Here is a 12,404-nt window from a genome sequence, read left to right on the forward strand (position 1 = left end):
GGCTTTTTTAGGCGACAACGCAGCTTTTTATTGAAAGATAAACAGACCCTAGTTTTCAACAAACCGAACATCTTGTGCTGTGACTTCTAAAATAGAGGCTGTTTTGCCCCAATCCCCTAAGACAATCCGTTCAAAGTGCGGTGGGATTTTGTGAATATTTTGGCGGTGTGTATGACCATGAATCATGCGATGTACCCCAAATTTCTCAAAGGTTTGCAACACAAATTCAGGGTTAACATCCATAATCTCTGAGGATTTGCCCAATTTATCCATTTTACTTTGCTGACGAATATTTTGTCCAATTTTCAACCGCACTTTCAGCGGTAAACGCAAAAAGAGCCATTGTAACCATTTTTGATGCACCTTTTTACGAAATACCTGATAGTTTACATCATCAATACAAAGCGTATCACCATGACAAATTAAAGTGGGTTGACCATATAAATTCACCACTTCATAATCACCAAGTAAATGCAGTCCGCAAGTCTGAGCAAATTTTTGACCAATCAGAAAATCACGATTACCATGAACAAAATAGCATTTCACACCTTGCTCAGATAATCCTTTAATCTGCTCAATGACCGTGGCAATCACCGTAGACTTTTCATCATCCCCTACCCAAAAATCAAATAAGTCACCTAAAATATAAAGTGCCTCCGCTTGAGGGGCTTGATGTTGCATAAAATCTACAAAAAGTGCGGTTAAATCCGGACGATTTTCTGATAAATGAAGATCCGAAATGAAATATGTTTTACCCATAAATTTCCTATGATAAAAATAGAAAAAAGCACCTAGTTTCGCTATACTTTACCAAATTTTCTAAAGGACGACCAATCATGTTAAAACTGTTTAGAATTCTTGTTATTACAGTACTCTGTATTCTCATTTGTGTTTTTGGTTCACTTTTTTCATTAATTCGGTTCAAACATCCAAGCAATGTAGGATTGATGGCACGTTGTTTTGGTCGCCTTTATCCTTTATTTGGTTTAACCGTTGAACATCGTTTTTTACCTAACGCAGACAAAATCGGTAATTGTATTTACATTGGTAATCATCAAAATAACTACGATATGGTTACCATTTCTTATATGGTGATGCCGCGCACCGTCAGTGTGGGTAAACGTAGCTTAATTTGGATACCTTTTTTTGGCTTCCTTTATTGGGTGACAGGCAATATTTTGATTGATCGTGAAAACCGTAGTAAAGCGCACAATACCATGACCACTGTGGCAAAACATATTACAGACGACAATATCAGTATTTTTATGTTCCCTGAAGGCACACGTAGTCGTGGTCGCGGTTTATTGCCGTTCAAAACAGGGGCATTTCACACCGCACTTGCTGCCGGCGTGCCTATTGTACCGATTGTTTGCTCAAGCACTCATAACAAAATCGATCTTAACCGTTTAAATAACGGTAAAGTCATTTGTGAAATGCTCGAACCTATTGATAGCAGTCAATTCAGTAAAGAAAATGTCCGCGAATTTGCTGAATATTGCCATAGTATCATGGCAAAACGTTTAGCAGAATTAGATGCAGAAATCGCAGCTATGGAGAATGCATAAATGGTTCTTTCTCGCCGACAGCTTTTCAAAAGAACCTTGATTGCCGGTGCGTTTATTAACTTACCTAATATAGCACTTGCTGCAAGTCGCCAACCCTTAACCATTCCGCCACTACTTGAAAGCCGCCGTGGAAAGCCTGTTTTTCTTGGTTTAGAAAGTATTCAAACTAAATTGGCTAATGATAATTTAACTGAAGTTTGGGGATTTAATGGACTTTATCTAGGTCCGACAGTGCGTGTGCGTAAAGGAGATTTTGTCAAACTGAACTATCGCAATAACTTACCTCAATTGGTCGCGATGAATATTCAAGGGTTACAGGCTGATAGTGACACTATTGGCGGTATTGGGCATAGTCTCAAGCCTGGCGAGACTTGGGCTCCTATTGTGCCAATTAATCAAACGGCTGCTGCTTGCTATTATCATTCTTGTTCATTAGCCGGCTCAGCCTATCAAAACTACCGCGGACTAGTTGGACTTTGGTTAATTGAAGATGAGGAAAGCCGTAAAGCACAATTACCCAATAAATATGGTATTAATGATATTCCTTTAATTCTGCAAGATATTCACTTAAACAACCAAGGTTCTCCATTATTTTCTAGCAATGAACCGCACTTTATGGGCAATCATTTGTTGATTAATGGACAAGAAGCACCTTATTTGAACGTGGCTCGTGGTTGGATACGTTTACGTCTATTAAATGCCTCGATTTCACGAAGTTATGAGCTTCATTTCGATGATGAACGAGAATTTCTACTTATTGCCAAAGAACAGGGATTTTTACCTGAACCTAAACCGATGAAATCAATACATCTCGGCACAGGTGAACGTATAGAAATTTTGGTAGATTTAAATGAAGGGGGAAATGTTGCGCTTATCGCCGGAAAAAAACGCGGCATTTTCGATAAATTAAGTTTATTTATTGATGATAATGGTGAAGTCGCAGATAACACGGTATTAGAACTACGCCCTGAAGGACTGATTTCCGCCTTTAATAGTCAGCCAAACTACACATTTTCCTCCGTTACAACACGTCCTAAAAATATTGTTCAAGAACGGGCGTTTCACATTGATAATGAAAATGCCATGATCAATCAAAAACGCTTTGATCCACGGCGAATTGATGTGAACGCAAAACAAGGTAGCATGGAACGTTGGCATATTACCAGTAGCAGTGCCGCAGGGTTTCGTATCCAAGGGGCAAAATTCTTAGTGGAAAGCCAAAATGATCAAGCGGTGCCTGATAATGAATTGGTATGGCAAGATACTGTTCGAATTGCAAACAAAGCGACCTTATTAGTTCAGTTCAATAATCGCTCGACCAATGCACAACCCTTTTTTTTTGGTTCAAGTGATTTACTACAAGCCGATAAGGGTGCCATTGGACTTTTGGTCGTTCAGGAATAGGACCGGTTTATCTTTCAATAAAAAAGTGCGGTTAAAATACCGCACTTTTCATCTTTCTTCATCCTTAGCGCAAAAATGCTGGGATTTTTGCTTCATACGCCGCAATGGCGTCTTCGTGTTGAAGTGTTAAACCGATATTATCCAAGCCATTTAATAAGCAATGACGACGGAATTCGTCTAGTTCAAAGTGATACACTTTTTCCCCTACGGTCACGGTCATCGCTTCCAAATCCACGTGGATTGGTTTACCTTCATTTGCCCACACCCATTGGAAGATTTCTTCCACTTCTTCTTCCGTTAATTTGATCGGGAGCATGTGGTTGTTTAAGCTGTTGTTGTAGAAAATATCCGCGAAACTTGGGGCGATCATGACTTTAAAGCCATAATCCGCTAATGCCCAAGGCGCGTGTTCGCGCGATGAACCGCAGCCTAAATTTTTGCGTGCCAATAAGATTGTCGCCCCTTGATATTGTGGAAAATTCAACACAAACTCTGGATTAGGTTGAGTTTCCGCTGCATCAAGATAACGCCATTCGTGGAATAAATGTTTACCAAAACCCACGCGTGTAATGGCTTGTAAAAATTGTTTTGGAATAATCGCGTCTGTGTCCACATTCGCTGCGTCAAGTGGAACAACTAAGCCTGAATGTTGTTTTAATCCTGCCATTTTTTTGCTCCTTAATTTAATTCCACGTTGCGAATATCAACGAATTTACCAAACATACCTGCAGCCGCCGCCATTGCCGGGCTGACTAAGTGGGTACGACCATTACGACCTTGACGACCTTCAAAGTTGCGGTTTGAAGTAGAGGCACAACGTTCCCATTCGCCTAAACGGTCATCGTTCATCCCCAAACACATTGAGCAACCTGGGTTCCGCCATTCTGCACCTGCTGCGATAAAGATTTTATCCAACCCTTCTTTTTCCGCTTGTTCTTTTACCAAGCCAGAACCTGGTACCACTAAGATACGTTTTACATTGTCCGCTTTTTTACGACCTTTCATCACAGCGGCGGCGGCGCGTAAATCTTCGATACGTGAGTTCGTGCAAGAGCCGATAAACACTTGATCTACAGGAATATTTTTCAAATCCGTATTCGGTTCTAAGCCAATGTAAGCCAGCGCTTTTTCCGCAGAGGCTTTCGTTACAGGATCCGCCATTTCTGCCGGATTTGGCACTAATTCATCAATGGCAATCACTTGACCAGGGTTGGTTCCCCAGGTCACTTGCGGCGCAATGTCTTTGGCTTCCAACACCACAACTGTGTCAAATTGTGCATCATCATCAGATTTTAAGGTTTTCCAATATGCCACCGCGTCATCCCAATCTTTGCCTTTTGGTGCGTGCGGTTTGTCTTTTAAGTATTCGAATGTGGTTTCATCTGGTGCCACTAAACCTGCTTTTGCCCCAAATTCAATCGCCATATTACAAACGGTCATACGACCTTCCATAGAAAGATTGCGAATGGCTTCGCCACAAAATTCCACCACATGACCTGTACCGCCTGCCATGGTGGTTTTGCCGATAATCGCAAGCACGATGTCTTTCGCCGTAATACCTGGGTTCACTTTGCCGCGCACTTCCACTTTCATGCTTTTCGCGCGCGCTTGTTTTAAGGTTTGGGTAGCGAGCACATGTTCCACTTCCGACGTTCCAATACCGAAAGCAAGCGCGCCAAATGCACCGTGAGTTGCCGTGTGAGAGTCGCCACAAACAATGGTCATACCCGGTAAAGTCAAGCCCTGCTCAGGCCCCATAACATGAACAATTCCCTGCTCTTTGGTGTTCATATCAAACAATTCAATACCTGTGGCTTTACAGTTTTTATCTAACTCTAAAACTTGGATTTTTGCCTGACCTTCCAATTTATTCACATCACGCACTTGGGTGGAAATACTGTGATCCATCGTGCCGAAAGTTTTGCTCACCTGACGTACTTGACGACCTGCCACACGTAAGCCATCAAAGGCTTGTGGTGAAGTCACTTCGTGGATCAAATGACGGTTAATATAAAGAATTGGCGTTTCGCCTTCTGCTTCATACACAACATGTGCATCAAACAATTTCTGATAAAGGGTTTTTCCCATTTTTCACTCCAATTTTTTACCTAGCACGCAAAATGCGTACTAGGTTACGTATAATTGAGTGGCTTTGCCACTCTAATATATCGATAAATATCACGTGGGACAGGGATAAACCCTGTTCCTACAAAAGCATTTAAAGTGCGGTTAAAAATCCGCAAGTTTTTTAAATCTCGTTAGCAATTAATGTTCCCATTTCCGCGGTTGAAACCGGGGTTGAGTTGTCTGCTAAATCGCCTGTACGATGACCGGCTGCCAATACGCGTTGGATTGCGTTTTCAATGGCATCGGCCGCCTCATTTAAGTTAAAGCTGTAACGCAACATCATTGCCGCTGAAAGAATTTGTGCAATTGGGTTGGCAATGCCTTTGCCTGCGATATCTGGCGCTGAACCGCCAGCGGGTTCGTATAAACCAAAACCCTCTTCGTTCAAACTGGCTGATGGCAACATCCCCATTGAACCTGTGATCATTGCCGCTTCATCAGAAATAATATCGCCAAAAATGTTTGAACAAAGCAACACATCAAAACTTTCAGGCGCTTTGATTAACTGCATAGTAGCGTTGTCGATATACATATTTTCAACGGTCACTTCAGGGTATTCTTTGGCAATTTCTGCCACGGTTTCACGCCATAAAATTGAGCTTTGTAACACGTTAGCTTTATCTACTGAAGTCACGTGTTTACGGCGTTTCATTGCTGCATCAAATGCCGCGCGTGCAATGCGTTCGATTTCGTATTTGTAATACACCTCTGTATCAAAGGCTCGAGTTTGTGCGCCTTCGCCATCACGACCTTTAGGTTGACCGAAATAAATACCGCCTGTTAATTCACGCACCACCACCATATCAAAGCCTTTCGCCGCAATGTCAGCACGCAACGGACAGAATTTTTCTAATCCTTTGTAAAGGGTTGCCGGGCGAAGATTACAGAATAATTTGAAATGCTTACGTAATGGTAATAATGCGCCGCGCTCTGGTTGGCGATCTGGCGGAAGGTTTGTCCATTTCGGGCCGCCCACTGAACCGAATAAAATGGCATCGGCTTCATCACAGCCTTTTAAGGTTTCTGCCGGCAATGGCTCGCCTTTGGCATCAATGGCCGCACCGCCTACAAGATATTCTGTGAAATTTAATTTAAAGCCAAATTTTGCTTGAACTTTGTCTAATACTTTAATGGCTTCTGCCATCACTTCTGGCCCGATACCATCGCCTGGTAACACCGCTACGTTGTATGTTGTCATTTGAGTTTCCTATTTTATTTTTAAAATTTGTTTAATTTTGACCGCAGTTTGTAGGGGAAATACCATTTGTTCTGATTGATTTCAGGGCGAAAGATATTTCGCCCCTACAATTAATGCGAATTAATGTTTCAAATCCTTAGTCAAATCCGCCACTTTTTGTGAACGATAGATAGCATTAATCGCATGCACTAACGCCAATGCGGAGCTTTCAACAATGTCTGTGGCAAGACCAACACCGTGGAATTTACGGCCTTGATATTCTACCACAATATCCACTTGCCCCAAGGCTTCTGCGCCTTCGCCTTTTGCCGTTAAATTGTAATGAGACATTTTTAGGTCCATGCCCACAATTTGCATAATCGCATTATACACCGCGTCCACAGGGCCGTTACCACCGTTTGAGGTTTGGTTAATACGTTTACCGTCTAATTCTACCTGAACAAAAGCGGAAGCCGGCAAGGTGCTAATGGTTTGTGAAGTGATCACATCTAATGTCAAACGATCTTCATCGCCGGCTTGCATATCAATAAAGGCAAGAGCTTCCAAATCATAATCAAACACTTGGCCTTTTTTATCTGCAAGTTTTAAGAACGCTTCATATAATTTATCTAAATCGTAATCCTGCTCCGTATAGCCCATGTCCGCCATATGACCTTTCACCGCTGCCCGTCCTGAACGCGCGGTTAAATTCAATTTTTCTTTCTTCAAGCCGATGGTTTCAGGCGACATAATTTCGTAGGTATTTTTGTTTTTCAACATACCGTCTTGGTGAATCCCTGATGAGTGAGAAAACGCATTATCCCCAACAATGGCTTTATTCGGCTGAATCGGCATATTACAAAGTTGGCTCACCATTTGGCTCACGCGATGAATTTCTTGGGTGTTAATTCGGGTATCGACACCGAATAAATCTTGGCGCGTTTTAATTGCCATCACCACTTCTTCCAACGCCGTATTCCCCGCACGTTCGCCAATGCCGTTAATAGTACATTCCACTTGGCGCGCGCCGTTTTGTACCGCAGTCAATGAATTAGCCGTCGCCATGCCTAAATCGTTGTGGCAATGCACCGAAACAATGGCTTTGTCGATATTCGGCACACGGTTCATCACTTGGTGAATAATATTGCCGTATTCCGTTGGCAAGCAATAACCTACGGTATCAGGAATGTTCACCGTGGTCGCTCCGGCATTAATCGCTGCTTCCACAATGCGGCAAATATTATCAATACCTGTACGACCGGCATCTTCGCAAGAAAATTCAACGTCATCGGTATAACCACGCGCGCGTTTTACCGCGGCTACAGCCATTTCCACCACATCATCAAATGAGCGTTTTAATTTCGCTTCAACGTGTAACGCAGAACTGGCAATAAAGGTATGAATACGGAAACGCTCTGCCACTTTTAACGCTTCTGCCGCCGCGTCAATATCTTTAAATACTGCGCGTGAAAGCCCACAAACTACGGAATTTTTAATATGGCGCGCAATGGTTTGCACGGATTCAAAATCCCCTTGTGATGACACAGGGAAACCCACTTCCATCACATCTACGCCTAAACGCTCTAAGGCAAGTGCGATTTGTAATTTTTCTTTTACAGTTAAACTTGCTTTTAATGCTTGTTCGCCATCACGCAAAGTGGTGTCGAAAATAATGACGCGATCTTGTGCCATAATTTGTTCCTTTTTCTTACCTTTTATATACGAAAAAACCCGCTTAAAGTGCGGGTAAATTTGGGAGTGTTTTTTACGTTTTAGTTTTCACGTTTCTTCCGTCCACAACTTAGCCGCACATTGACTGTGATAATCGTAAGTTGAGCAGGAGAGAAACTGAATAAAACATAAAAATCCTTAAATGTGTCAAAGTGCGGTTGATTTTACGTATATTCTACGCGCTGTCAATGGTTATTTTAGATAATTATTTGTTTTTAATAGTATTTTACGACCTTTAAAATATATATTAATCCATATTTAACCAAATTATCAGAATAATATACTGAGTATTTTTTATTTGTAGGCTTTTAGTGCTAACTTCTTCTTGTTTTACCGATAATTGAAAAGTTCAAAAATAACTGGTCGGAACTCTATAGCAAAATGAACGAATAAATTTGCCCTCGATCCTGAGTTTCATTAGAATCCCAACGATTATATGTATAATCGAACAATAATTACTTAGGAACTTATATTTATGAAAAATTTCGCTAAGAAAACGATTATTTTTTCAACATTCGCTTTCGCGGCCGGCGCAGCCAATGCGGCAGCATTCCAATTACAAGAAGTCACTACTAGTGGTTTAGGCCGTGCTTATGCGGGTGAAGCCGCTATCGCAGATAACGCAGGTGTGGTTGCCACCAACCCTGCATTAATGACGCAATTCAAACGTCCTGAAGTTTCAGTGGGTGGGATTTGGATTAATCCGGGTGTTAACTTAGAAGGCACCATGACGGCGCGTACGCCTTATGGTAATTTCAATTATGATTCAGGGTATTCTGACGCAATCGCAAGCAAATTATTACCAAACAGCTACTGGATTTACCCTATTGATGAAAAATTCTCAGTCGGTGGGGGTGTCAATGTTAACTATGGTTTAGCCACAGAATATGATGCCGACTACAACGCGGGTGTCATGGGCGGTAAAACAGATTTAACCACCGTTAACTTAAACCTAAGTGGTGCTTATCGCTTAAATAACCACTGGAGTTTCGGTTTAGGCATTAATGCGGTTTATGCAGAAGCGACATTAACTCGCCGAGTTGGGGGAGTTGCGAATATAGCAAATAGGCTATTAGCAATGCGTGGTCGTCCTGAACGTATTCAAGCAACGGATCGTTTAACTCACTTACAAGGCGATGACTGGGGTTTTGGCTGGAACGCAGGCATTACCTACGATCTTAATGAAAATAACCGTTGGGGTTTAGCCTTCCATTCCAAAGTGAAAATCAAATTTGATGGTACATTAATGAACGATTTACCCGCAGCCTTTGGTGGCATGCCTGAGAGCGATGGTAGCGTAACATTAAACTTACCTGACTATTGGGAATTCTCCGGTTACCACAAAGTGACACAAAACTGGGCAGTTCACTATAGCTACAAATTAACCAAATGGAGCCGTTTACAAAGCTTACAGGCTTATTTAGACAACGGCAGACAAGCTTTTGATAAAGTTGAACATTTTGGCGATACGTCACGTTTTGCGATTGGTACTACCTATGATGTCAACGATAAATTAACCTTACGTGCGGGTATTGCGCATGATGAAGGTGCAGCAGGTAGAAAATCTTCTATTTCAATTCCGGACACAGATCGTATGTGGTATAGCTTAGGCGCGACCTATAAATTCACACCGGATTTATCTGTTGATTTAGCCTATGCCTATGTACGCGGTAAAACTCGTAACTTCACAGAAACAGAAAGCCGTACAATCAATGGTACACAGTTAACCTTAGATAACAATGTCACTGTAAGATCACAGGTTAATCTTTACGGTTTAAATGTAAACTATCGTTTCTAAGCGAAATCTTCTATAATTGGGGCGTCATTTTTACGCCCCTTTTTATTGAGATTTATGTCCGAAATTTATTACGCCTATTATGCTTCGCCTATTGGCAATCTACTGATGATTGAACAAGACGGGAAATTAACCAACTTAGATTTTGAAGCAGAACAAATCGCTCCCAATCCCAAATGGAAACACGATGAAAATCGACCGCTCTTTGCGCAAGTATCTCAAGCATTGACGCGCTATTTTAATGGTGAGAAAGAAGATTTTGCAGCAATTCCCCTGGCACCGAAAGGTACCACATTCCAACAAAGCATTTGGAACGCCTTACGCCATATTCCTTTTGGTGAAACCTCTACTTACGGCAATCTTGCCAACTTAATTAACAATCCCAAAGCGGTGCGCGCCGTGGGCGGTGCGGTGGGGAGCAACCCCATTAGCATTATTATTCCTTGTCATCGCATATTAGGAAAAAATCGCCAATTAACCGGTTTTGGTGGTGGCTTGCCTGCCAAACGTTTTTTATTGGATTTAGAAAAAATTGACTATGTGGACAAAGGCGTAGAATACGTTAAACAGAAACTCTTAAAAAAATACAAAATCTAACCGCACTTTTATGACAACATCCCCGAAAAATGAAACAGAATTGCTTCACCGCGCCAAATCCATTGCCGGATTAACCTTGGGCGAACTGGCTCAAGAATTAGGTGTGAGCGTACCGCCCGATCTCAAGCGCGATAAAGGCTGGGTTGGGCAATTGATTGAAATCGCACTCGGTGCCAAAGCAGGCAGCAAACCTGAGCAGGATTTCGCTCATCTCGGGATTGAGTTAAAAACCATCCCCATTAATGCCAATGGTTTTCCGCTGGAAACGACTTTTGTCAGCCTTGCGCCCTTAATTCAAAATTCAGGGGTAAATTGGGAAAGTTCACACGTTAAACACAAACTATCTCGCGTCCTTTGGATCCCTGTTCAAGGCGAACGCCAAATTCCGCCTGCCGAACGTTTTATTGGTGCGCCTATTTTATGGCAACCCAACGCCGAGCAAGAAAACCGATTACGCCGCGATTGGGAAGAATTAATGGATTATATTGTACTAGGCAAATTGCACCAAATTAATGCTACATATGGTGAAGTATTACAATTACGACCGAAAGGGGCAAACAATCGCGCGCGCGCAAAAGGCATTAATGCCAAAGGGGAAATCATTGATACGCTACCTTTAGGCTTTTATCTTCGCAAAACATTTACCGCAGAAATTTTGCAAAATTTCTTTACACCCTAATTGCTTTTTTTCGCTAAATAGCTATGATCTCGGCAATTTTTTTACATTAAAGGAAACATTATGTTTGAATGGCTCACTAACCCGGAAGCATGGATCGCGCTCTTTACCTTAACCGCGCTTGAAATCGTTTTGGGTATCGACAACATCATTTTTATTAGTATCTTAGTTGGACGATTACCGGCCCAACAACGCCAATCAGCGCGAATTATCGGGCTTGCTTTAGCAATGCTAACCCGTATCGCGCTCTTGGTTTCTCTAGCTTGGATTATGAAACTCACTCAACCACTCTTTACCCTATTAGGGCAAGAAATTTCAGGTCGCGATCTGATTTTATTACTCGGTGGTTTATTCTTAATTGTGAAAAGTACTCATGAAATTCACAACGAAATGAATCCTGAAGATGAGGATGATGAAATTCTTGAGAAGAAAAAAGCCCCTAATTATTTTCTGACTCTAATTCAAATTGCTATTCTTGACATTGTGTTCTCACTCGATTCCGTGATTACGGCTGTCGGTATGGCAAATAATATTGAAGTGATGATCATTGCTATTATGATCGCCGTTGGTGTTATGATGTTAGCCGCTCGTGCAATTGGTGATTTTGTTGACAGTCACCCAACCTTGAAAGTATTGGCGCTTTCATTCTTAATTATGATCGGGGTAATGCTGATTGCAGAAAGCTTTGATTTCCATATCCCGAAAGGCTATGTGTACTTTGCTATGGCATTCTCAGTGTGTGTAGAAATGATCAATATCAGAATGCGTGCACGCCTTGTTAAACGAGGTAAAAAAAGTAATGCTGAGTTGTTAGAACAGCAAGACTAATCAGATTTGAAGTGCGGTCGATTTTCACCGCACTTTTTGCTATACTCTGCCCGCCCAAAATTAGATTAAAGAAGGAATAAAAACATGGATCAAATGCCAACTTGCCCAAAATGTCATAGTGAATATGTCTATCATGATAGCGTCAATTTTGTTTGCCCTGATTGTGCATACGAGTGGTCTGGAGAAGATGTTGCGGAAGAAACGGAAGAAAAAGTATGGAAAGATAGCAACGGCAATATTCTTCAAGATGGGGATGATGTAATTTTAATTAAAGATTTGAAAGTGAAAGGTTCATCCATTGTGCTAAAAAAAGGCACAAAAGCCAAAGGAATTCGTTTGGTAGAGGGTGATCACGATGTAGATTGTAAAATCGACGGCCAACCTTTTTCATTAAAATCGGAATTTTTGAAAAAAGCTTAGTCGCGTAATGAACACAAAAAGTGCGGTAAATTTTGATCTGACCCCAAAAAGTTAGACTGATTTAGTTCAAGGACTGAGTTTTGT

Annotated in this window: 12 protein-coding genes; 7 read left to right on the forward strand and 5 right to left on the reverse strand. The window is 41.6% G+C overall.

Going from position 1 to position 12,404, the window contains the following annotated elements; genetic code table 11:
• Nucleotides 1-48 precede the first annotated feature (48 nt).
• Nucleotides 49-759 (reverse strand): UDP-2,3-diacylglucosamine diphosphatase, encoded by a 711-nt coding sequence (gene lpxH, locus Q0O89_RS09345; RefSeq protein ID WP_293731445.1) that lies wholly within the window; start codon nucleotides 757-759, stop codon nucleotides 49-51.
• 77 nt (nucleotides 760-836) lie between these two features.
• Here lpxH and Q0O89_RS09350 point away from each other — a divergent pair, with 77 nt between their 5' ends.
• Nucleotides 837-1,565, forward strand: coding sequence for a 1-acylglycerol-3-phosphate O-acyltransferase (locus tag Q0O89_RS09350; RefSeq protein ID WP_293731446.1), 729 nt, complete (start codon nucleotides 837-839; stop codon nucleotides 1,563-1,565).
• Entirely contained in the window at nucleotides 1,566-2,969 is a 1,404-nt protein-coding gene (locus Q0O89_RS09355; protein ID WP_293731447.1) for a multicopper oxidase domain-containing protein, read from the forward strand.
• Nucleotides 2,970-3,033: 64 nt separating this feature from the next.
• Here the strand turns inward: Q0O89_RS09355 and leuD are convergent, their stop codons facing one another.
• The 4 genes from leuD to leuA form a co-directional block, all read right to left on the reverse strand.
• A complete protein-coding gene (gene leuD / locus Q0O89_RS09360) occupies nucleotides 3,034-3,636 on the reverse strand; it encodes a 3-isopropylmalate dehydratase small subunit (RefSeq protein ID WP_273317797.1) in 603 nt (200 codons plus the stop codon).
• Nucleotides 3,637-3,647: 11 nt separating this feature from the next.
• Nucleotides 3,648-5,057 carry a 3-isopropylmalate dehydratase large subunit gene (gene leuC, locus Q0O89_RS09365; protein WP_293731448.1) on the reverse strand — a complete coding sequence of 470 codons (1,410 nt, stop codon included), beginning with the start codon at nucleotides 5,055-5,057 and terminating at the stop codon, nucleotides 3,648-3,650.
• A 160-nt stretch (nucleotides 5,058-5,217) separates the two neighbouring features.
• Entirely contained in the window at nucleotides 5,218-6,294 is a 1,077-nt protein-coding gene (gene leuB / locus Q0O89_RS09370) for a 3-isopropylmalate dehydrogenase (protein ID WP_293731449.1), read from the reverse strand.
• 120 nt (nucleotides 6,295-6,414) lie between these two features.
• Nucleotides 6,415-7,965 (reverse strand): 2-isopropylmalate synthase, encoded by a 1,551-nt coding sequence (gene leuA / locus Q0O89_RS09375; protein WP_293731450.1) that lies wholly within the window; start codon nucleotides 7,963-7,965, stop codon nucleotides 6,415-6,417.
• Nucleotides 7,966-8,479: 514 nt separating this feature from the next.
• Between leuA and Q0O89_RS09380 the strand changes: the two genes are divergently transcribed.
• The 5 genes from Q0O89_RS09380 (at nucleotide 8,480) to Q0O89_RS09400 (ending at nucleotide 12,320) form a co-directional block, all read left to right on the forward strand.
• A complete protein-coding gene (locus tag Q0O89_RS09380; protein ID WP_293731451.1) occupies nucleotides 8,480-9,802 on the forward strand; it encodes an outer membrane protein transport protein in 1,323 nt (440 codons plus the stop codon).
• A 54-nt stretch (nucleotides 9,803-9,856) separates the two neighbouring features.
• Nucleotides 9,857-10,396: a methylated-DNA--[protein]-cysteine S-methyltransferase gene (locus Q0O89_RS09385; RefSeq protein WP_273403233.1), complete on the forward strand. Its 540-nt coding sequence runs from the start codon at nucleotides 9,857-9,859 to the stop codon at nucleotides 10,394-10,396.
• 10 nt (nucleotides 10,397-10,406) lie between these two features.
• Nucleotides 10,407-11,075, forward strand: a complete 669-nt coding sequence (mutH, locus tag Q0O89_RS09390) for a DNA mismatch repair endonuclease MutH (RefSeq protein ID WP_293731452.1) — start codon at nucleotides 10,407-10,409, stop codon at nucleotides 11,073-11,075.
• Between the two features lie 60 nt (nucleotides 11,076-11,135).
• Nucleotides 11,136-11,900, forward strand: coding sequence for a TerC family protein (locus Q0O89_RS09395; protein ID WP_293731453.1), 765 nt, complete (start codon nucleotides 11,136-11,138; stop codon nucleotides 11,898-11,900).
• A gap of 84 nt (nucleotides 11,901-11,984) precedes the next feature.
• Nucleotides 11,985-12,320: a zinc ribbon domain-containing protein YjdM gene (locus tag Q0O89_RS09400; protein WP_293731454.1), complete on the forward strand. Its 336-nt coding sequence runs from the start codon at nucleotides 11,985-11,987 to the stop codon at nucleotides 12,318-12,320.
• The last annotated feature ends 84 nt before the right edge of the window (nucleotides 12,321-12,404 follow it).

The organism is uncultured Actinobacillus sp., assembly GCF_945915845.1.
Lineage (GTDB): Bacteria > Pseudomonadota > Gammaproteobacteria > Enterobacterales > Pasteurellaceae > Exercitatus.

Excerpts from the sequence above, each read along its gene's own strand:
- lpxH (WP_293731445.1), bottom strand. The coding sequence starts at position 759 with ATGGGTAAAACATATTTCATTTCGGATCTTCATTTATCAGAAAATCGT.
- Q0O89_RS09350 (WP_293731446.1), top strand. The coding sequence starts at position 837 with ATGTTAAAACTGTTTAGAATTCTTGTTATTACAGTACTCTGTATTCTC.
- Q0O89_RS09355 (WP_293731447.1), top strand. The coding sequence starts at position 1,566 with ATGGTTCTTTCTCGCCGACAGCTTTTCAAAAGAACCTTGATTGCCGGT.
- leuD (WP_273317797.1), bottom strand. The coding sequence starts at position 3,636 with ATGGCAGGATTAAAACAACATTCAGGCTTAGTTGTTCCACTTGACGCA.
- leuC (WP_293731448.1), bottom strand. The coding sequence starts at position 5,057 with ATGGGAAAAACCCTTTATCAGAAATTGTTTGATGCACATGTTGTGTAT.
- leuB (WP_293731449.1), bottom strand. The coding sequence starts at position 6,294 with ATGACAACATACAACGTAGCGGTGTTACCAGGCGATGGTATCGGGCCA.
- leuA (WP_293731450.1), bottom strand. The coding sequence starts at position 7,965 with ATGGCACAAGATCGCGTCATTATTTTCGACACCACTTTGCGTGATGGC.
- Q0O89_RS09380 (WP_293731451.1), top strand. The coding sequence starts at position 8,480 with ATGAAAAATTTCGCTAAGAAAACGATTATTTTTTCAACATTCGCTTTC.
- Q0O89_RS09385 (WP_273403233.1), top strand. The coding sequence starts at position 9,857 with ATGTCCGAAATTTATTACGCCTATTATGCTTCGCCTATTGGCAATCTA.
- mutH (WP_293731452.1), top strand. The coding sequence starts at position 10,407 with ATGACAACATCCCCGAAAAATGAAACAGAATTGCTTCACCGCGCCAAA.
- Q0O89_RS09395 (WP_293731453.1), top strand. The coding sequence starts at position 11,136 with ATGTTTGAATGGCTCACTAACCCGGAAGCATGGATCGCGCTCTTTACC.
- Q0O89_RS09400 (WP_293731454.1), top strand. The coding sequence starts at position 11,985 with ATGGATCAAATGCCAACTTGCCCAAAATGTCATAGTGAATATGTCTAT.